Raw genomic sequence first — 21,276 nt, forward strand, 5'->3', positions numbered from 1 at the left:
GGGTAATCAACGGATGTCCCGCTGCCCGAAGGCGGTGGAGCGGGCGGAGCCGTCCGAGTGTAATACGTCGTGAAGGTTTACACGCCATCACTCAGGAGGGACCGCAAATGGTACGTTTTTTTTGCCTGGATTACTCGCAGGTTTTCCCGCAGCCGGGCGCTTTCAGATGGCTCCGGACCGGGCCGCGGCAATGACGGCCGCCATCTTGTTGTTGACGCCGAGCTTCTCGATAGCCCTGTGCACATGAAAGTTGATTGTGCGCTCACTCAAACTGAGGATCCTGGCAATTTCATAGGCCGTCTTGCCATCGGCCGACAGTTTCAATACTTCGAGTTCCCGCCGTGACAAGGGGGGAGCCTGGGGGCGAGCCGGTTTTCTCGGTTGCCTTGCGATCGCCAGCGCGTGCAAATGGCGAGTGATGAACACCGAGAATCCAAGATGCTCGTACAGCTCATAGGCTGAAATCGGGCAGTGGCTTCTGGCCAGGCTGAGAATACTGCGCTGACCGGTTTCCTCATCAAAGATCGCCTGGGACCAGCCATGCTGCAAACCTTGTTGCTGCAGCAAGTGCCATAGCCATGGCGTCTTGGAAAAAAGCTCTTCGCTCCAGAGAACAGGCAGCGTTGAACGATTGCAATGCGCCACTATCGGATCTATTTGCGTGGCGTTGTTTTTTTCATATTGAGTGTTCCACTCATGGGGGAAATTATTCAGGTTCACCGCACTGCTATCGACTCCGACTGAGTTCGAAGTAATTGAAAAGCCACAAAATTTATATCCAAGGTTTCTAGCGAAGTTGAGCGCGATTCGATAGGCGGTTTTGATCTCTTGCGTGTGTGACAATTGCTTGAGCTGTGACTCCTTCCAGATTTCCATACAAGGGTCTCTCCATCACCGTTTCTTCTGGGCGCGATCTTGGATCCAAGATTCGGCACGTCACGAAGTGTAGGATAATTCCTACGGTGATGCTGCGACAATTTTGCTCTTTTGACTGTTGGAAAAGTGTATTTCAGGTTCTTAGGCAATCGATGGGATATAAAATGCCATATGTCATTTTATAATGATGGGTGTGCGCCACATTTGGTAAACAGTCACTAGTGCAGATTAATGTCACTACAAACTGTCGGTGGTTACGCTGCTTTCTTTGCGGGACACTGGGGTGTCTTTCGATTGGAGCCTTCCATGTCCGTCAGTGAAGAAAAATTTACCCGTCAGACCTTGCTTGAGGTTCATCCGCTGACCCAGAGCCTGTTTACCTTGCGTGCCACCCGGGATGCAGGGTTTCGTTTTCGGGCGGGGCAGTTTGCCCGGTTGGGCGTCACCAAGGCTGACGGCAGCACGGTATGGCGCGCCTATTCCATGGTGTCCTCGCCTTTTGACGAGTTCCTCGAGTACTTTTCCATTGTCGTACCGGGCGGTGAGTTCACCAGCGAGCTGAGCCGACTGGGTGTTGGCGATGCATTGTTGGTCGACCGCCAGGCCTTCGGTTATCTGACGCTGGACCGGTTTGTCGATGGGCGTGATCTGTGGTTGTTATCCACAGGCACGGGCATCGCGCCGTTCCTGTCGATACTCCAGGATTTCGAAGTCTGGGAGCGATTCGAGCGGATCATTCTGGTCTACAGCGTTCGCGAAGCGCGGGAACTGGCGTATCAGGAGCTGATCGCAGGGCTGGCGAAGCGTGATTATCTGGCGGAGTACGCCCATAAACTGCAATTGATCACCACGGTCACTCGTGAACAGCATCCCGGCTCATTGAACGGGCGGATCACCGCGCTGATTGAAAACGGCGAACTGGAGCGGGTCGCGGGTGTTGCGCTGACGCCTGAGCATTCACGGGTCATGCTGTGCGGCAATCCGCAGATGATCGATGATACGCGCAAGCTGCTTAAACAGCGGGACATGCACTTGAGCCTCAGCCGGCGACCTGGTCAGGTGGCGGTGGAAAATTTCTGGTAAAAAAAGGCGCCTCGAAGGCGCCGTTTTTTTGCTAATGCCGTCAAGGCCGGTTGTTCTGGGCCTTGAGCAAGTCGCGGATCTCGCCCAGCAACTCTTCTTCCTTGCTTGGAACCGGCGGCAGGCTAGGGGCCACGGCCTCTTCGCGCTTCAGGCGGTTGATGACCTTGACGCCCATGAAGATCGCGAGAGCGACGATGACGAAGTCGATGATGGTCTGGATGAATTTGCCATAGGCGAGCACCACCGCCGGAATCTCGCCGTCCGCTGCCTTGAGCGTTATGACCAGATCACTGAAGTCCACGCCACCGATCAGCATCCCGATTGGCGGCATGACCAGGTCACCGACAAACGAGGTAACGATCTTGCCGAAGGCCGCACCGATGATGATGCCGACGGCCATGTCGACCACGTTGCCTTTGACCGCGAAGGCCTTGAACTCATTTAGCACGCCCATAGTTATTTCCTTGTTACAGATGAGGTTGATGAGCGCAGTGTAAATCAGCAAATCGCATTCTGCTTGAATCAACTGCCTGCCGTGCTCGCCAGCAACCGACACCGGGTGGTGTTGAAAAATTCACCGATGGATCTCATCTGTGGAGCGGCCAGGCCTTGCGCGGTGTTTTGCATGCGATGTTTTTTCAACGATATGGCTTCGTTTGTGTGAGCAAACCAAGGTTGAGGGAGGCTACCCCTGAAACGGGACGTTAAAGTTGATCGGGTAGTTAGTGGTCAGGGGCGGTATTGAAATTGATTGCAGTTGTAGCGATATTAACTGTTTCGTTAGTTTTGGGAGGCTAACAAGTAGCGTGCTTCCCTGAATTAATCACTGTGCTCTGTGTGAGTGTTTCAGAGTTGTACATTAAGTGTGTAAGTGAATAAAGTTTGTATAAGTTTTCAGGTTGTTCAGACAGGCATGCCCTTAGAGTTTGTTGAGTATATTGAACGAAAAACTTATACAAGGTTTTGTTTGGCGGGTGTTTATCAATATACCTGATTTTTTATGGGGGTATTTGTAATCATCAAAAGGGTTGCGAAGTATCCGGCCGCACTCGCGCGCTTGAGCTGAGCTATCATCGCGTTTTTTTCCGGGAGTTCCGATGGCCAAGGCCAAGCGCATGTACGGCTGCACCGAGTGCGGCTCAACCTTCCCCAAATGGGCCGGCCAGTGCGGTGAGTGCGGAGCCTGGAACACGCTCACCGAAACCATGGTGGAAAGCGGCGGGGCAGCCGCCTCCAGCGGTCGTACCGGCTGGGCCGGCCAGCAGGCGCAAATCAAGACCCTGGCCGAAGTCAGTGTCGAAGAAATTCCGCGCTTCTCCACCGCTTCCAGCGAGCTCGACCGGGTTCTGGGTGGTGGTCTGGTGGATGGCTCGGTGGTGCTGATCGGTGGCGACCCCGGTATCGGCAAGTCGACCATTCTGTTGCAAACCTTGTGCAACCTCGCCAAGAGCATGCCGGCACTGTACGTCACCGGTGAGGAATCCCAGCAGCAAGTGGCCATGCGTGCGCGGCGCCTGGGGTTGCCCCAGGATCAACTGCGGGTCATGACCGAAACCTGCATCGAAGCCATCATTGCCACGGCCCGTCAGGAAAAGCCCAAGGTGATGGTGATCGACTCGATCCAGACGATCTTTACCGAGCAACTGCAATCGGCACCGGGCGGTGTGTCCCAGGTGCGTGAGAGCGCAGCCTTGCTGGTGCGTTATGCCAAACAGAGCGGTACGGCGATTTTCCTGGTGGGCCACGTCACCAAGGAAGGCGCGCTGGCTGGCCCTCGGGTGCTGGAACACATGGTCGACACCGTGCTGTATTTCGAAGGCGAGTCCGACGGGCGCCTGCGTCTGCTGCGGGCGGTGAAGAACCGTTTCGGTGCAGTCAATGAGCTGGGTGTGTTCGGCATGACCGACAAGGGCCTGAAAGAAGTCTCCAACCCCTCTGCGATTTTTCTGACCCGTGCCCAGGAGGAAGTCCCGGGTAGCGTGGTGATGGCAACCTGGGAAGGCACGCGGCCGATGCTGGTGGAGGTACAGGCGCTGGTGGACGACAGTCACCTGGCCAATCCGCGTCGGGTCACGCTGGGGCTGGATCAGAACCGGTTGGCGATGTTGCTGGCGGTACTGCACCGTCACGGTGGCATTCCGACCCACGATCAGGACGTGTTTCTCAACGTGGTCGGCGGGGTCAAGGTGCTGGAAACGGCGTCCGACCTGGCGTTGATGGCGGCGGTGATGTCCAGTTTGCGTAACCGACCGTTGCCCCACGATCTGCTGGTGTTCGGTGAGGTCGGGCTTTCCGGTGAGGTGCGTCCGGTGCCGAGCGGTCAGGAGCGATTGAAGGAAGCCGCCAAGCACGGGTTCAAGCGGGCCATCGTACCCAAGGGCAATGCGCCGAAAGAGGCGCCGGCCGGGTTGCAGATCATTGCCGTCACGCGTCTGGAGCAGGCGTTGGACGCGTTGTTCGAGTAACTCACAGACGAAACTCAAAACCTGTAGGAGCGAGCCTGCTCGCGATAGCGGTGTGTCAGCCAGCCGCAATGTCGGCTGTCAGATCGTAATCGCGAGCAAGCTCGCTCCCACAAGGGCATCCGGTGGCGGCTAGATCTCGATCAGCGCACCCAATTCGCGCTCCAGTTCCTGCGGATCAGCGAGGTTGAGCTCGATCAATCGCCGAAGGCGCTCGATGGACTCCAGACTGATGTGCAGGCAAACAAAGCCGAGCTGACCATGGTCGTCGTGGGCCAGTTGCACATCCATGGTGATGTCGGCTTCTTCGCTCAGATGAATGTCGACCAGAAAATCCTGCTGCGGATTGCCCTGCCAGTGTTCGGGTCGTTCAATCAGCAAGCCCTTGAGCGACAGGTCAATCAACTTCACCGGCCAAGTGGACTCCCCCTGACTCAGCTCGGTTCGGGCATCGAACGCAATACGTTTGAAGCGGCGACGTTCGGCAGGGTACTCGCTCATGGCGCGATCCTCGGAAATGTACGCTGACTATAGACCCGCATGATCAAAGGCTGCCAGCGCGTGCAGGTGTCCAGACCAATGTCGGGCTATGGCCATTGCCGTCAGGAGAGCTAAACTCGGGATTGCTGTCTTTCTTGTCCACTCTGGCTGGAATAATAAAATGAAAAATAATAATAGCCCGCTACGCCATTTGCCTTGGCTGGTGCTGGCAATCGTAGGTGCGTGTGCGCTGGGTGTCGTGGCATTACGCCGAGGCGAGGCAATCAACGCCTTGTGGATTGTGGTCGCTGCCGTGGCCATCTATCTAGTTGCCTACCGCTACTACAGTCTGTTCATCGCTAACAATGTCATGCAACTCGATGCGCGACGGGCCACTCCCGCTGTGCTCAACAATGACGGTCTGGACTACGTGCCGACCAACAAGCACATTCTTTTTGGTCACCACTTCGCGGCCATTGCCGGCGCGGGGCCTTTGGTCGGTCCGGTGTTGGCGGCGCAGATGGGCTACCTGCCCGGCACGCTGTGGCTGATCGCCGGCGTGGTGCTGGCCGGTGCGGTGCAGGACTTCATGGTCCTGTTCATGTCCACCCGCCGCAACGGTCGTTCCCTGGGCGACATGGTCCGCGAAGAAATGGGCCGCATCCCCGGCACCATCGCGCTGTTCGGCTGCTTCCTGATCATGATCATCATCCTCGCGGTGCTGGCGCTGATCGTGGTGAAGGCCTTGGCCGAAAGCCCTTGGGGCATTTTCACGGTGATGGCGACCATCCCGATCGCGATGTTCATGGGCATCTACATGCGCTACATCCGCCCGGGTCGCATTGGTGAAATCTCGGTGATCGGCGTATTGCTGCTGCTGGGCTCGATCTGGCTCGGGGGGCAGATCGCCGCCGATCCGGTGTGGGCCAAGGCCTTCAGCTTTACCGGTATCCAGATCACCTGGATGCTGATCGGCTACGGTTTTGTCGCGGCGGTATTGCCGGTGTGGCTGATCCTGGCGCCCCGTGACTATCTGTCCACCTTCCTGAAAATCGGCACCATCGTTGCCCTGGCCATCGGCATCCTGGTGACCATGCCCGAGCTGAAAATGCCGGCCCTGACCCAGTTCGTCGACGGCACCGGCCCGGTATGGAAGGGTGGTCTGTTCCCGTTCCTGTTCATCACCATCGCCTGTGGCGCGGTGTCGGGTTTCCACGCGCTGATTTCCTCCGGCACTACGCCGAAGCTGCTGGATAACGAAACCAACGCTCGCTACATCGGTTACGGCGGCATGCTGATGGAATCGTTCGTGGCGATCATGGCCATGGTTGCCGCTTCCGTGATCGAGCCTGGCGTGTACTTCGCCATGAACAGCCCGGCGGCCGTGGTCGGCGGTGATGTGGTGGCCGTTGCGACAGCCGTCAGCAACTGGGGCTTTGCAATCACCCCGGAAGCCCTGCAAGCGGTGGCCCACGACATTGGTGAAACCACCATCCTGGCCCGTGCCGGTGGTGCGCCGACCCTGGCGGTCGGTATCGCGCAGATCCTGCACAGTGTTCTGCCGGGCGAGAACACCATGGCGTTCTGGTACCACTTCGCGATCCTGTTCGAAGCGCTGTTCATCCTGACCGCAGTGGATGCCGGTACCCGTGCCGGTCGCTTCATGCTCCAGGACTTGCTCGGCTCTTTCGTCCCGGCGCTCAAACGCACCGAATCCTGGACCGCCAACCTGATCGCCACCGCAGGCTGCGTGGCGATGTGGGGCTGGTTGCTGTACCAGGGTGTGATCGATCCGTTGGGTGGCATCAATACCCTGTGGCCACTGTTCGGTATCTCCAACCAGATGCTGGCCGGTATCGCGCTGATGCTCGGCACCGTGGTACTGATCAAGATGAAACGCCAGCGTTATGTCTGGGTCACCATGTTGCCGGCGGTATGGCTGTTGATCTGCACCACGACAGCGGGCTTCATCAAGCTGTTCGACGCCAACCCGGCGATCGGCTTTCTGTCGCTGGCCAAGAAATACAGCGATGCCTTGGCCAACGGCCAGATCCTCGCCCCGGCCAAGGACATCACCCAGATGCAGCACGTGATCTTCAACGCCTACACCAACGCAACGCTGACTGCGCTGTTCCTGTTCGTGGTATTCAGCATCCTGTTCTATGCACTCAAGGTCGGCATTGCCGCCTGGGGTAAAAAGGAACGTACGGACAAAGAATCGCCATTCCAGGCGCTGCCGGATGCGTAACCAGAGGATTGCAGCATGTTCAATGACTTGAGTCGCCTCGGTAAATACCTCGGTCAGGCCGCGCGCCTGATGGTCGGCATGCCCGACTACGACAACTACGTCGAGCATATGCAGACCAAGCACCCGGACAAACCGGTGATGAGCTATGAGATGTTCTTTCGGGAGCGTCAGGAAGCCCGTTACGGTGGCAAGGGTGGGCCGAAATGCTGTTGATCCGGTTGTCGGATTAACAGCCATACCTGTGGGAGCGAGCTTGCTCGCGATGGCGGACTGTCAATCAACAGTGATGTTGAATGTTAAGCCTCTATCGCGAGTAAGCTCGCTCCCACATTTGTTTTGTGTTGTTTTTTCACTGTGTGAAAAAGGAGATCCAGTTTGTCCTCTCCCATCCCGGTCACGATCCTCAGCGGCTTCCTCGGCGCCGGCAAGACCACTTTGTTGCGTCACCTGCTCAAGGCCGAGCACGGCCTGAAAATCGCCGTGATCGAGAATGAATTCAGCGATGCCGGTATCGATACCCAGTTGTTGGGCGATGAGCCGGTACAAGTGATGACACTGTCCAACGGCTGCGTTTGCTGCACCATCCACACGGACCTGACCAAAGCGCTTTATCTGTTGCTCGAGCGTCTGGACCAGGGCGACATCGCCTTCGACCGCCTGGTGATCGAATGCACCGGCCTGGCCGACCCGGCGCCCGTGGCACAAACCTTTTTCATCGACGAAGAGTTGCGCGAGCGCTATATCCTCGACGGCATCATCACCCTGGTCGACGCGGCACATGCCGACTTGCACCTGACCCAGACCATCGCCCAGGCGCAGATCGGTTTCGCCGACCGCTTGCTGGTGAGCAAGCGTGACCTGGTGGACGAAGCAAAATTCACCGCGTTGAGCGAGCGCCTGACCCGTATCAACCGACGCGCCCCGATCCGCGTGGTTGATCACGGAAAGATCGACCTGGCCGAATTGCTCGACGTGCGCGGCTTCAACCTCAATGCCGACCTCGGTGGCGGCGTGAGTTTGCGCCCGGTCAGCCAGGCCCCGTCCATCGACCGCATTTCCAGCCTGGTGCTGCGCACTGAAAAAGCGCTGGATATCGACAAGCTCAGCGAGTTCATGAACGAGTTGCTGGAGGAGCATGGCAAGCAGTTGCTGCGCTACAAAGGCGTGTTGAACATCCTCGGCGAATCGCGTCGCATGGTGTTTCAGGGGGTGCTGAAACTTTATGGTTTCGACTGGGATACCGAGTGGGCTGAAGACGAAGTGCGCGAGAGCGTGATCGTGTTCATTGCCGATGACTTGCCGGAGGAAAAGATTCGCGAGGGATTTGCGCGGGTGGCGGCGGTCTGAAGTTTTATGGCGTCTGTGAGGACGCCATCGCGGGCAAGCCCGGCTCCCACAGGTTTCTGGTTGAACACAAAGTCTGTGCTTGGCCTCGAACACTGTGGGAGCGGGCTTGCCCGCGATGCGATCTAGCCGGCAACACAATGTTCACGGGGTGTATTGAGCAGTGTCTGCTCCAGATGATCCAGATGCCGGTTTATCAGCATGACCGCTGTCGCAGCATTTCCACGTTCAACAGCATCAACAATCGCCAAATGCTCCTGCCACGCGCAAAAACTGTGCGTCTGCTCCTCACACTGCGCAATCGCCAATGACGTCAGCGGCACCAGACTGCCAAGAAAATGCGCCAGCGGTGCATTTCCAGCCATTTCGGCCAACTGCAAATGAAACTCTCCCGACAAACGAATCGCCTGGCCACGCTCGGCGCATTGACGCTCGTTATCGACCAGTGTCCGCAGGCGCTTCAAGTCTTGCGCGCATGGCCGCTGACACGCCAGCCGTACCAGCATGATCTCGGCCAGACGCCGGGCATGCAGTGTCTGCCGGGTCTGCTCGGCATCAAGTTCGGCGACGCGGGGACGATGGTTGACTCGAAGGATGATGATTTGCTGGTGGGACAGTCGCGTCAGCACATCACGCATGTCGCTGCGCCTTGCACCGAACATCTGCGCCAGGCTTTCTTCGGTAAAGCGACTGGCTGAATGGATGCGCTGCTCGAAAATGGCATCGAGGACCCGCGAATACAGATCATCCACCGAAGGGCGGACGGGCAGGGTAGCGAGCGTTTGTGGCGAAGCGAAGCTGTTCATGGCCAATCTCCAGTTCGAAGAGGTTTCAACTGCCGAGGTTGTCTTCCGGGATGTTCAGTTCGATGCCCATGCGCTGGCCTTCGCGCAAAATGTGCCGACGCATCTCGGCGCTGGCCTGGGCGCTGTTCTTGCTGCGGATCGCCCGCACCACGGCTTCGTTTTCTTCAAGGCGTTCAGCCAGATGCTCCGGGGAGTTGCGCAACACTTCGGCGCTTTGCTTGAGGGCATTGCTGGTTTGCTGGACCACGCTCTGGAAGATCGGGTTTGACGTCAGCGTGAACAGCTCTTCGTGGAACGCGATGTAGGCGCTTACGCCGGCTTCACTGTCATTGGCCTCCAGGGCTTCACGCATGTCCATCAGGGTCAGGCGCAGTTGCCCGACTTCCTTGCTGCTGATCGACTGCGCCACGAGGCCGACGATGAATGGTTCCAGGGTGTAGCGCAGTTGCAGCACGTCTTCCAGGCTCGCGGCGGCCACCGCGCTGTCGTAGGGCTGCTCATCGCTGAGACTGGCCTCAAGTACGACGACGCCTTTGCCCGGCATCGAACGCACCAGGCCAAGGGTTTCCAGGACGATGACCGCTTCACGCAGGCTTGGGCGGCTGATACCCAGTTGTTCGGCCAGCTCGCGTTGCCCCGGCAGCATTTCGCCGGAGCGCCACTGACCACGGGCCAGCGCGGCCCGAAGCTTTTCTACGACTGAATTGACGACCGTTGAGGTGGTAATCACTGTGTGCTCCATGGATAAAGGCAGGGGAACCCGCCATCTGGCGGGCTCCCACATGATTCAAAACTCCTGCTGATGCGCCGGCGCGACCGGTTTTTTCGGCTGGAAGGTATAACCCATCTGGCCGGAAAGCACCTTGTTCGCACGCTGGATATCGATGTCCTTCTCCCAGCGGGCGATGGCCACGGTGGCGACACAATTGCCGATCAGGTTGGTCAGCGCGCGGCCGATGCCCATGAACCAGTCCACCGCGAGCACCAACACCAGGCCGACCACCGGAATCGCCGGGATCGCCGTCAAGGTTGCCGCCAGAATCACCAGTGCCGAGCCGGGAATCCCGTGGGCACCTTTGGAGGTGATCAGCGACACCAGCAAAATGGTCAGCAGGTCAGTCATGGCCAACGGCGTGCCGGTGGCGTTGGCGATGAACACGATGGCCAGGGTCAGGTAGATCGAGAAACCGTCGAGGTTGAACGAGTAACCCGTTGGAATCACCAGCCCCACCGTCGAACTGCCGATGCCCAGATGTTCGAGCTTGCGCATGATTTGTGGCAGCACGGCGTCGGACGAAGCGGTGCCCATGACGATCAGCAACTCTTCGCGCAGGTACTTGAGCAATGGCCACATCTTCAAGCCGGAGAGGCGCATCACCAGGCCGAGAATCAGGGCCACGAAGGCCACACAGGTCAGGTAGAAGAGGCCGACCAGGCTGCCCAGGTGTTGCAGCGAGTCCAGGCCATATTTACTGGTGGTGAAGGCGATCGCGCCGAATACGCCGATCGGTGCCAGTCGCACGATCATGCCCATGATGCGGAAAATCACGTGGCTGAGTTCATTGATCAGCCGCGAAATACCCGATGCCGCCTCGCCCACCAGATTCAGTGCACTGCCGAACAGCACGGAGAACAACAGGACCTGCAGGATGTTGTTATCGGCAAAGGCACCGATCACCGACGTCGGAATCAGGTCCATCAGGAACTGTGTGGTGGTGTGCATGTGCTGTCCGCGCTGGGCAATGTCGCCCATGTCGGCTGCGGAAAGCTGCTCCAGGTGAATGTTCGCGCCGCTGCCGATGCCGGTGCTGAAGGCGAACACCAGGCCGATCACCAGGGCGATGGTGGTCAGCACTTCAAAGTAGATCACCGATTTGAGGCCGATACGGCCGACCTTCTTCAGGTCGCCGGCACCGCTGATGCCGCTGACCACTACGCAAAACACAATCAAGCCAATGAGCATTTTGATCAGCTTGATAAAACCGTCACCGAGCGGTTTGAGCTGAGCGGAGTATTCGGGAAGGGTCAGCCCACAGACGATGCCGAGCACCAGTCCGAGAACCACTTGGAGGAAGATTGAACGCGAGCACCATCTGAGCATGGGAGGAATCCTGGTCGGCGTCCTGGCTGCCGTGCGCAAGGCGCATCGACTTCAGGACTTAATTATTGTGGTCTTACCGGTATGTCCAGTGCAGGCTCAGTCTAGGCGCTATTTTTAGGTGTTCGCAAGTAAAAATTAGAAAATTGGCATGACCGGTCTTACCAGTTGCTAGGCGAGTCCGGTTTAGAGCCTTTCACACGGCTGAATAAAAAACCGGGCAAAAAAAAACCGGCCATCTCTGGCCGGTTTCTTATGACTGCGGTTTAGCGGGGCTGATTAAGCGCCGTATACCGGCAGCTTCTTGCAGATAGCCTTGACCTTCTCACGAACCGCATCGATCACCGCTTCGTTGTTCAGGTCAGCCAGGATGTCGCAGATCCAGCCAGCCAGTTCCTTGCACTCTGCTTCCTTGAAGCCACGAGTGGTCACAGCCGGGGTGCCGAAGCGCAGGCCGGAGGTGACGAACGGGGAGCGTGGGTCGTTTGGTACGGAGTTCTTGTTCACGGTGATGAACGCTTTGCCCAGAGCGGCATCGGCGTCTTTACCGGAGATTTCCTGCTTGATCAGCGACAGCAGGAACAGGTGGTTCTGAGTACCGCCCGACACTACGTCGAAGCCGCGCTCGATGAACACGCCGGCCATGGCCTGGGCGTTCTTCACCACTTGTTGCTGGTAAGCCTTGAACTCAGGCTGCAGCGCTTCCTTGAAGCAGATCGCCTTGGCTGCGATCACGTGCTCCAGCGGGCCGCCCTGGGCGCCCGGGAATACCGCGGAGTTCAGCTTCTTCTCGATGTCGGCGTTGGCGCGAGCCAGGATCAGGCCGCCACGTGGACCACGCAGGGTCTTGTGGGTGGTGGTGGTCACCACGTCAGCGAATGGAACCGGGTTCGGGTAGACGCCAGCGGCAACCAGGCCGGCCACGTGGGCCATGTCGACGAACAGGTAGGCACCTACCTTGTCGGCGATTGCACGGAAGCGCGGGAAGTCGAGGATCTGCGAATAGGCAGAGAAACCGGCCACGATCATTTTTGGCTTGTGCTCAACGGCCAGGCGTTCGACTTCGTCGTAGTCGATCAGACCGTTGGCGTCGATGCCGTACTGGATGGCGTTGTACAGCTTGCCGGAGGACGAAACGCTGGCACCGTGAGTCAGGTGACCACCGTGGGCCAGGCTCATGCCCAGGATGGTGTCGCCGGCCGACAGCAGGGCCAGGTAAACGGCGCTGTTGGCTTGCGAGCCTGCGTGCGGCTGAACGTTGGCGTAGTCGGCGCCGAACAGCTCTTTGGCGCGGTCGATAGCCAGCTGCTCGACGATGTCTACGTACTCGCAACCACCGTAGTAGCGCTTGCCCGGGTAACCTTCGGCGTACTTGTTGGTCAGTACCGAGCCTTGAGCTTCCATCACCGCAGGGCTGGTGTAGTTTTCCGAAGCGATCAGCTCAATGTGCTCTTCCTGGCGCTGAGCTTCTTGCTCCATGGCGGCAAAGAGATCGGCGTCGTACTTGGCAATAGTCAAATCACGGCTGAACATGGCGGTCCTCAAGGATCGGGGGCGGAAAAGGGGGGCATTCTAACCTAATGGGTTTTAGATGGCATATGAAACGGCATCATGTCGCAGACAAGCGGGCTTCATGACGGGGTCAGCGGTGATCGTGCCGGTCTCATCGCGAGCAAGCTCGCTCCCACAGGGCTCTCGGGTGTACACAAAGTGTGCGAACACTGTAGATCCACTGTGGGAGCGAGCTTGCTCGCGATGAGGCCAATTGCCGCGCCGCAAATCTCAATCGAGCATGAACAGGGCATCATTGCTGAACTGCCCTTCGAACCGCCCCGCCGGCATCGGCCGACCGAACAGATAACCCTGTACCTCGTCGCAACCGTGCTCCCTCAGGAAATCCAGCTGCTCATGGGTCTCCACGCCTTCGGCGATCACTGCCAGGTTGAGACTGTGGGCCATGGCAATGATTGCCCGGGCAATTTGTGCATCCTGCTCGCCGCTGGGCAGGCCATCGACAAAGGTGCGGTCGATCTTCAGAACGTCGATCGGGAACTGCTTGAGGTAGTTGAGCGATGAGTAACCGGTACCGAAATCGTCGACCGCAATGCTCAGGCCGAGGTTTTTCAGGCCGTCGAGGATCTGCATCGCCTCGCTGACTTCGCGCATCAGGATACTTTCGGTCAGTTCCAGTTCCAGGCACGCCGGTGGCAGGCCGGTTTCCTTGAGGATGGTGGCGATGCGCGTACCGAGCTGGCCGTCGGAGAACTGTCGCGCCGAGATGTTCACCGACACCTTCGGCACCCGTACCCTGGCCTGATGCCAGGCCTTGAGTTGACGGCAGGCTTCGCTGATCACCCAGTCGCCGACATCCACCACCAGCCCGAGCTCTTCGAGCACCGGAATGAAATCCCCCGGCGGCACCAGCCCGCGGCGTGGATGACGCCAGCGCAACAGTGCCTCGGCACCGGTCAGGCGCTTGCCGTCACCGCTGAACTGCGGCTGGTAATACAGCACGAATTCGTTCTGTTCCAGGGCATGGCGCAAGTCGCTTTCCAGCTCCAGACGTTCCAGCGCACTGGCGTTCATGTCCGCCTGATAGAACTGGAAGTTGTTCTTGCCACGCTCCTTGGCGTGGTACATCGCAGTGTCGGCATTCTTCATCAACTGGCTGAGTTCGTTGCCGTCCTGCGGACTCAGGGCGATGCCGATACTGGCGGTGACGAAGAACTCGCGGCCTTCGAGCACGAATGGTTTCACCAGGCTGGCGAGAATCTGTTCGGCCACATGGATCGCCCGGTTCAGGGCGATTTCACGGTTGGCTCGCGGTTGCAGGAGCAAGGTGAATTCGTCACCGCCCATGCGCGCCACGGTGTCGTCATCGTCGACGCAACCGAGCAGGCGCGTGGCCATTTCCTTGAGCATGCGGTCGCCGGCGGCGTGGCCCAGGGAGTCGTTGATCGGCTTGAAACGGTCGAGGTCGAGGAACATCAGCACCACCCACGACTTCTGCCGTTCGGCCGATTGCAGTGCCGTGTGCAGTCGATCCTGGAACAGTGAACGGTTGGGCAGGTGGGTCAGGGCGTCGTAGTAGGCGAGGCGGTGAATCCGTTGCTCGCTGGCCTTGCGCTCGCTGATGTCGCTGAAGAAACACACATAACTGGCCAGGTCGCCTTCGTCGTCGAGTACGGCGGTGATCCCGACCCAGGCCGGGTAGTGCTCGCCGTTGCGACGCTTGAGCCAGACTTCGCCTTCCCAGGTGCTGTGCTGGCCCAATTGCTTGAGCACGTAACGCAGATGGGCTTCTTGCTGGTCGTCGACGGTCAGCATGTTCGGCAGTTGGTCGAGGACCTGCTCCACGGCGTAACCGCTGACACGACTGAAGGCTTCGTTGGCCTGGACGATGTAGCCGGCCGGGTCGGTGATCAGGATCGCCGAGGTCGAGTGTTCGAATACCGTGGCGGCCATGCGCAGATCTTTTTCGGCCCGGCGTTGCTGGCTGATGTCGCGGCCGACGCCGAGCACGCCTTCGAACGTACCGTATTCGTCCCAGACCAATACCAGGCGCAGTTCGATCGGGATCTTGCGCCCGTCGGCCCGCAGGCAGTCGAACAGGAACAGTTGGGTTTGCACCTGGCTGCGCAACAGCGCCAGTTGGTCCGGTTGATCCAGCGCTTTGCTGACCCGGTCCATCAGGTGGTAGATGCCGGTCAGCTGTTGCGGGTTGGCGATGGTCGATTGCCAGCCGTTCTGGAAAATCCACTCGGCGTCGTAGCCCAGCACTGCTAGCACCGAAGGGCTGACGTAATTGAGGTTAAGGCGGCTGTCGGTGGAGAAGATCACGTCGCTGATGCTTTCGGCAAGCATGCGGTAGCGCTGCTCGCTGTCGCGCAGCGATTCGCTGGCTTCGATCTGGTCGGTGATGTCCTTGGCCACGCCGATGATCCGCGTGACCTGGTCGTCCTTGTCCCGCGCCAGTGCCTGCTCGCGAATCTCGAAGCGTCGCCACTGGCCGTCCCGATGGCGGAAGCGCAACTGGCACTGCATTAACTGGCGATAACCGGCCTGGCGCTGGATCTGGCGAGAGCGGTGGTAATAGTCGGCGTCTTCGGGATGCAGGAGGATTTCCCAGAAGTATTCGCCCATCTGGTGCAGTTCGTTGCGGTTGTAACCCAGGGTCTGGCCCAGATGGTGGTTGCTGTAGATCATGCGCTGGCTGATCACATCCTGCACATACAGATGATCCGGCACGGTGCGCACCACGTCCGACCAGAACCCTTCGCGCTCCTGCAGCGACAGCTCGATGAGCTTGCGACTGGTGATGTCAGTGATGCTCAGGATCACCGCATTGTAGTCGTCCGGGGTTTGCGGCAGACACAGCACCAGCCACAGGTGCTGGATGCGGCCGCTGGCGTCCTGCAGCTTGATTTCCAGCTCAAGCTGTTGCTGCTGGTTGAGCATCGCGTCGAGCACCTGGTTGCCGATGGCGGTGCCATCCTGCGGATTACCGTCGATCAGCAATTTCCAGGCTTTGTCGGCGCTATCGACATTAAGCAGTTGCAACGCTACCTGGTTGACCTCGGTGATCCGCAGTTCCTTGAGCAATGGTCGGCGTTGCTCCGGGATCGCCAGCCACGCTTGCAGTTGCTCACTGCCCTGCAGTTGTGCCTTGTCGAAAAAGACCTTGAGCCCGGACATATCGAGGACGCATAAGGCCACGCCGGTGCCTTCGAAAATGTCCTGGTAACGCCGGCGGCCTTCCTTCAACTGGCGCTGACGCCGGCGCGTGTTCAGCAAGGCGAGGAACGGCAGCATGGAAAACGCCAGGCCCAGCAGACATTTGCCGATGAACGCCGGCAGCAGCTCTTCCAGCACGCGCTGACGGTCGAACAGGCCGCGCAATTGCCAATCGCTGCTGCTCAGCGGAACCGTCAGCACGCTGTTGGCGACATCGTCCTCGGTCAGCGTGCCCGGATTGACCGAAGGCAGCGCTTCGTCGCGGCTGATGATCTGATGACTGATGCGGTTCTCCACCAGCCACAACGGGCGGCCACCGGCCTCGCGTTGCTTGGTCAGGGACGAAAAGAAGGTGGGCGTCAGGCGCAGGACCCAATAGCCTCGGGAACTGCCGCTGGCCTGATGCAACAATAAATGCACCACGGAACCGTCGGTGGCATTGCTGAAGTAGTGCGCCTGGGCGTGGCTGCGCCGTACCAGTTCACCCAGGTAGTTGTTGTCATCGCTGTCGGGAGCGCTGTCACTGATGACTCTTCCCGAGGGACTGAGCAACGCCAGGCTGCGCAGATCAGGCAGCGACTGTTGCAGCTTGCGCAACAGGGCCTGCAGTTCATCGGCGCCCTGCGTTTGCTCGACGATCGGCAACAGGTTGAGGGCGATCTGCGCGTTGAGCGCCATGTTCAGGCTGACCTGCGCGGCCAGATCGGCGGTGTAGTCGATGGTGTACTGACGCTGGTTCTTCTGGGTTTCGCGCAACTGGTCGAGCAACTGCCAGAACAGCAGGGCCAGCAGCAATAATACGAGTGTTGCCAAGGTGCCCTTCAAAGTTCCGCGCAGGGGGGAGCCGGGCGCTGTGGCCGGCGCACTGGAAGTCGGAGGCGGAGGGGCAATGGACAAGCTGTAATCCTGCGGTTTGGCTGGACTGGCGCGACGTGCACTATAAGCCGGACGCCCGAAGGGCGGCTAGCATGCCTTGAGTTGTGGCGAAGTGCCAGCCCCTGTCCGTCGGCTGGACTGCCACCGGTCATTAAGGTAGCTTTGCGGGTTACGCGGGAGCGTTCCAGCTCCTAGACTCAGACTTTTTTCAGCGCGCACGTCTTGATCTCCTCAAGCGGGTGACGCGCACAGTCTGGCCGGGCATTGCCTGCGCTCCAATCATTCATCAGTCACTGACCCTAGGTTCTCCATGGCTCAATACGTATTCACCATGCATCGGCTGGGCAAAGTTGTTCCGCCGAAGCGGGAAATCCTGAAAAACATTTCTCTGTCGTTCTTCCCCGGCGCCAAGATCGGCGTGCTCGGCCTCAACGGTTCGGGTAAATCCACGCTGCTGAAAATCATGGCTGGCGTCGACACCGAGTTCGAGGGCGAAGCCCGTCCGATGCCGGAGCTGAACATCGGCTACCTGCCCCAGGAACCACAACTGGATCCGACCAAGACCGTGCGTGAAGTGGTCGAGGAAGCGGTCAGCGTGATCAAGGACGCCCAGGCACGCCTGGACGAGGTCTACGCCGCCTACGCCGATCCGGATGCCGACTTCGACAAGCTGGCCGCCGAACAGGCCAAGCTCGAAGCGATCCTGCAGGCCAGCGACGGCCATAATCTGGAGCGTCAGCTGGAAGTTGCGGCCGATGCACTGCGTCTGCCGGCGTGGGATGCCAAGGTTGAAGTCCTCTCCGGTGGTGAAAAACGCCGTGTGGCCCTGTGCCGCCTGCTGCTGTCCGCTCCGGACATGCTGCTGCTCGACGAACCGACCAACCACCTGGACGCCGATTCCGTCGCCTGGCTGGAGCACTTCCTGCACGACTTCCCGGGCACCGTGGTCGCGATCACGCACGACCGTTACTTCCTGGACAACGTTGCCGGCTGGATCCTGGAACTCGACCGCGGCGCGGGCATTCCTTACGAGGGTAACTATTCGGGTTGGCTGGAAGCCAAGTCCGATCGTCTGGCTGCCGAATCCAAGCAGCAGTCGGCTCACGAAAAAGCCATGAAGGAAGAACTGGAGTGGGTGCGCAAAGGCGCCAAGGCCCGCCAGTCGAAATCCAAGGCTCGTCTGCAACGCTTCGAAGAAATGCAGTCGCAGGAATTCCAGAAGCGCAGCGAAACCAACGAGATCTACATCCCGGCCGGTCCACGCCTGGGCGACAAGGTCATCGAATTCAAGAACGTCACCAAGGGTTATGGCGATCGCGTATTGATCGACAACCTGTCGTTCTCCATGCCTAAAGGTGCCATCGTCGGCGTTATCGGCGGTAACGGTGCCGGTAAGTCGACCCTGTTCCGCATGCTGATGGGCAAGGAAACACCGGATTCGGGCAGCATCGAAGTCGGTGAAACCGTGCAGCTCGCTTGCGTGGACCAGAGCCGTGAGGACCTGGACGGCAGCAAGACCGTGTTCCAGCAGATCTCCGACGGTTCCGACCAGATCCGCATCGGCAACTACGAGATCCCGTCGCGTACCTATGTCGGTCGCTTCAACTTCAAGGGCGGCGATCAGCAGAAGTTCGTCAAGGATCTGTCCGGTGGTGAGCGCGGTCGCTTGCACCTGGCCCTGACCCTGAAAGAGGGCGGCAACGTCCTGCTGCTCGACGAACCGTCCAACGACCTCGACGTCGAAACCCTGCGTTCCCTGGAAGAGGCCTTGCTGGACTTCCCGGGCGCCGCCATTGTGATCTCTCACGATCGGTGGTTCCTTGACCGCGTCGCGACGCACATCCTGGCGTACGAAGACGACTCGCAAGCGGTGTTCTTCGAAGGTAACTACAGCGAATACGAAGCTGATCGCAAAAAGCGTCTCGGCGAAGCAGCTGCCCAGCCGCATCGTGTACGCCACAAGAAGCTGGCCTGATTTCAGGTTGGTTGCATAAAGAGCGGAGCCTTCGGGCTCCGTTTTTTTTGCGCGTTTTTTCAGTGATACCGCGGCGCATTCATCGCGAGCAAGCTCGCTCCCACAGGGGAATGCATTTCAAACTGTGGGAGCGAGCTTGCTCGCGATAGCGATCTCCGTTGTGGTGCAAAAGCCAGATCTTGAATCCCTGTTCGGGTGCAAAAAAGGCCAGAAAGCCGGAATAATTTATATCCTGTGCACCATTTAATTTCATGAATGCGACATTCTGCTCTGTTCCTGTGCGTGAATCGTTTGTTACAGTCCGGCTCAATCTCCTCCAACGACAATAAATTTGCCGAGACTTTTCCATGATCGAATCCGTCGAATCCTTCCTTGCGCGCCTGAAAAAACGCGACCCGGACCAACCCGAATTTCACCAGGCTGTCGAAGAAGTCCTGCGTACCCTGTGGCCGTTTCTTGAAGCCAATCCGCATTACCTGACCTCCGGCATCCTGGAGCGTATCTGCGAGCCGGAGCGGGCGGTGGTGTTTCGCGTGTCGTGGGTCGACGATCAGGGCAAGGTCCAGGTCAATCGTGGTTTCCGCATCCAGATGAACAGCGCGATCGGCCCGTACAAGGGTGGCCTGCGTTTCCACCCGTCGGTGAACATGGGCGTCCTGAAATTCCTCGCGTTCGAGCAAACCTTCAAAAACTCCCTGACCTCGCTGCCCATGGGCGGCGGCAAGGGCGGGTCGGACTTTGATCCGAAAGGTAAAAGTGATGCGGAAGTCATGCGCTTCTGCCAGGCCTTCATGAGCGAGCTGTACCGCCACATCGGCGCCGACGTTGACGTACCGGCCGGTGATATCGGTGTCGGCGCGCGGGAAATCGGTTTCCTGTTCGGCCAGTACAAGCGCCTGAGCAACCAGTTCACCAGCGTGCTGACCGGCAAAGGCCCAAGTTACGGCGGCAGCCTGATTCGCCCGGAAGCCACCGGTTTCGGTTGCGTGTACTTCGCCGAAGAAATGCTCAAGCGTCGCGGCCTGGCCGTGGAAGGTAAGCGCGTAGCGATCTCCGGTTCCGGCAACGTCGCGCAATACGCGGCGCGCAAGGTCATGGACCTGGGCGGCAAAGTGATTTCGCTGTCCGACTCCGAAGGCACGCTGTATTGCGAAAGCGGTTTGACCGAGGAGCAATGGCTGGCGGTGCTGGAGCTGAAGAACGTACAGCGCGGGCGTATTCGTGAACTGGCCGACCGTTTTGGCCTGGAGTTCCGCGCAGGTGAGCTTCCGTGGAGCCTGAGTTGCGACATCGCGCTGCCGTGCGCGACGCAAAACGAACTGGATGCCGAAGCCGCTCGCACCTTGCTGCGCAACGGCTGCATCTGCGTGGCCGAAGGCGCGAACATGCCGACCACCCTTGAGGCGGTGGACCTGTTCATCGAGGCGAACATTCTGTTTGCGCCGGGCAAGGCATCCAATGCCGGCGGCGTGGCGGTGAGCGGGCTGGAAATGTCGCAGAACGCCATGCGCCTGGCGTGGACCGGTGGCGAGGTGGATAGCAAACTGCACGCGATCATGCAGTCGATTCACCACGCTTGCGTGCATTACGGCGAAGAGAATGGCCGGGTCAACTACGTCAAGGGCGCGAACATCGCCGGCTTCGTCAAAGTCGCCGATGCCATGCTGGCCCAAGGCGTCGTCTAAGTCGGTTCGATACGGATCACTTCAATCAGTTGATCCCCGGCGGGGCGCTGCCACAGCACTTCGTCGTTGAGTCGTGCGCCGAGCAGCGCCCGACCCAGCGGTGAACTCCAATTGATCAGGCCGTGGGCGGCATCGGCCTGATCTTCGCCCACCAATTGTACCCGGCGTTCGGTGGCGTGTTCATCGGCGTAGGTCACCCAACTGCCGATCTGCACTTTCTCGGTCGAAGTCGCGGCGGGAACCACTTGAGCGCTGCCCAGGCGCTGCTTGAAGTAACGCAAATCACGTTCGAGATCCGCCAGGCGCTGCTTGTCGGCCTGTTCGCCTTTTGCCGATTGTTCGGCGTGCAGGGATTGCAGTTCGGCGACTTTTCCCTGCAACAGGTTCAGGCCTTGCGGCGTGACGTAATTGGTCTGCGCGCTGACCTGCCGTTCGACTGGCTGATCGGCTTGCGCGGCGGCACTATCTTCATTGACGAAGGCACGGCTCATGGAATTCTCCCGGTATAGGATTTGGGCCATGGTCGCAGGCATTTGGTTTCACTGGATGTCTGAAAGCGACTTACGGCGAGTGATAGCCTGTCTGCAACCGACGATTCTCAGTGGGAGG

The 21,276-nt window shown here is 59.1% G+C and carries 16 protein-coding genes; 7 read left to right on the forward strand and 9 right to left on the reverse strand.

Features of this window, described 5'->3' with window-relative positions:
• Positions 1-162 precede the first annotated feature (162 nt).
• Positions 163-876, reverse strand: a complete 714-nt coding sequence (locus AC1RDQ_RS19020; protein WP_057713215.1) for an autoinducer binding domain-containing protein — start codon at positions 874-876, stop codon at positions 163-165.
• Positions 877-1,182: 306 nt separating this feature from the next.
• Between AC1RDQ_RS19020 and AC1RDQ_RS19025 the strand changes: the two genes are divergently transcribed.
• The gene (locus tag AC1RDQ_RS19025; protein ID WP_090451514.1) at positions 1,183-1,959 is read left to right on the forward strand and encodes a ferredoxin--NADP reductase; all 777 of its coding nucleotides are present in this window, start codon (positions 1,183-1,185) and stop codon (positions 1,957-1,959) included.
• A gap of 40 nt (positions 1,960-1,999) precedes the next feature.
• Here AC1RDQ_RS19025 and mscL read toward each other — a convergent pair whose 3' ends face one another.
• A complete protein-coding gene (mscL, locus tag AC1RDQ_RS19030) occupies positions 2,000-2,413 on the reverse strand; it encodes a large-conductance mechanosensitive channel protein MscL (protein ID WP_090451512.1) in 414 nt (137 codons plus the stop codon).
• A gap of 643 nt (positions 2,414-3,056) precedes the next feature.
• Here mscL and radA point away from each other — a divergent pair.
• A complete protein-coding gene (radA, locus tag AC1RDQ_RS19035) occupies positions 3,057-4,424 on the forward strand; it encodes a DNA repair protein RadA (protein ID WP_492587880.1) in 1,368 nt (455 codons plus the stop codon).
• 129 nt (positions 4,425-4,553) lie between these two features.
• Here radA and AC1RDQ_RS19040 read toward each other — a convergent pair whose 3' ends face one another.
• A complete protein-coding gene (locus tag AC1RDQ_RS19040) occupies positions 4,554-4,922 on the reverse strand; it encodes a PilZ domain-containing protein (RefSeq protein WP_057713218.1) in 369 nt (122 codons plus the stop codon).
• A gap of 160 nt (positions 4,923-5,082) precedes the next feature.
• On the opposite strand from AC1RDQ_RS19040, the gene AC1RDQ_RS19045 reads away from it, so the two are divergent.
• The 3 genes from AC1RDQ_RS19045 (at position 5,083) to yjiA (ending at position 8,496) form a co-directional block, all read left to right on the forward strand.
• On the forward strand, positions 5,083-7,149 hold the full coding sequence (locus AC1RDQ_RS19045; protein WP_057713219.1) for a carbon starvation CstA family protein: 2,067 nt from the start codon (positions 5,083-5,085) through the stop codon (positions 7,147-7,149).
• Positions 7,150-7,164: 15 nt separating this feature from the next.
• Complete coding sequence (locus tag AC1RDQ_RS19050) at positions 7,165-7,362, forward strand: YbdD/YjiX family protein (protein WP_007895266.1); 198 nt, start codon at positions 7,165-7,167, stop codon at positions 7,360-7,362.
• Between the two features lie 162 nt (positions 7,363-7,524).
• Positions 7,525-8,496, forward strand: a complete 972-nt coding sequence (yjiA, locus tag AC1RDQ_RS19055) for a GTPase (RefSeq protein ID WP_057713220.1) — start codon at positions 7,525-7,527, stop codon at positions 8,494-8,496.
• 122 nt (positions 8,497-8,618) lie between these two features.
• Here yjiA and AC1RDQ_RS19060 read toward each other — a convergent pair whose 3' ends face one another.
• The 5 genes from AC1RDQ_RS19060 to AC1RDQ_RS19080 form a co-directional block, all read right to left on the reverse strand.
• The gene (locus AC1RDQ_RS19060; protein WP_150813499.1) at positions 8,619-9,299 is read right to left on the reverse strand and encodes a GntR family transcriptional regulator; all 681 of its coding nucleotides are present in this window, start codon (positions 9,297-9,299) and stop codon (positions 8,619-8,621) included.
• 25 nt (positions 9,300-9,324) lie between these two features.
• The gene (locus AC1RDQ_RS19065; RefSeq protein WP_150813498.1) at positions 9,325-10,029 is read right to left on the reverse strand and encodes a FadR/GntR family transcriptional regulator; all 705 of its coding nucleotides are present in this window, start codon (positions 10,027-10,029) and stop codon (positions 9,325-9,327) included.
• Between the two features lie 57 nt (positions 10,030-10,086).
• Positions 10,087-11,400 (reverse strand): C4-dicarboxylate transporter DctA, encoded by a 1,314-nt coding sequence (locus tag AC1RDQ_RS19070; protein WP_057713223.1) that lies wholly within the window; start codon positions 11,398-11,400, stop codon positions 10,087-10,089.
• Between the two features lie 276 nt (positions 11,401-11,676).
• Positions 11,677-12,930, reverse strand: a complete 1,254-nt coding sequence (gene glyA / locus AC1RDQ_RS19075; RefSeq protein WP_057713225.1) for a serine hydroxymethyltransferase — start codon at positions 12,928-12,930, stop codon at positions 11,677-11,679.
• Between the two features lie 249 nt (positions 12,931-13,179).
• On the reverse strand, positions 13,180-17,028 hold the full coding sequence (locus tag AC1RDQ_RS19080) for a bifunctional diguanylate cyclase/phosphodiesterase (RefSeq protein WP_492587882.1): 3,849 nt from the start codon (positions 17,026-17,028) through the stop codon (positions 13,180-13,182).
• A 289-nt stretch (positions 17,029-17,317) separates the two neighbouring features.
• Between AC1RDQ_RS19080 and ettA the strand changes: the two genes are divergently transcribed.
• The gene (gene ettA, locus AC1RDQ_RS19085) at positions 17,318-18,982 is read left to right on the forward strand and encodes an energy-dependent translational throttle protein EttA (protein WP_090451500.1); all 1,665 of its coding nucleotides are present in this window, start codon (positions 17,318-17,320) and stop codon (positions 18,980-18,982) included.
• A gap of 347 nt (positions 18,983-19,329) precedes the next feature.
• On the forward strand, positions 19,330-20,667 hold the full coding sequence (gene gdhA, locus AC1RDQ_RS19090) for an NADP-specific glutamate dehydrogenase (RefSeq protein ID WP_057713228.1): 1,338 nt from the start codon (positions 19,330-19,332) through the stop codon (positions 20,665-20,667).
• On the opposite strand, the gene AC1RDQ_RS19095 is transcribed toward gdhA, so the two are convergent.
• Complete coding sequence (locus tag AC1RDQ_RS19095; protein WP_057713229.1) at positions 20,664-21,158, reverse strand: GreA/GreB family elongation factor; 495 nt, start codon at positions 21,156-21,158, stop codon at positions 20,664-20,666. The genes gdhA and AC1RDQ_RS19095 overlap by 4 nt on opposite strands.
• Between the last annotated feature and the right edge of the window lie 118 nt (positions 21,159-21,276).

The organism is Pseudomonas sp. GW823-FHT02E01 (assembly GCF_058797535.1).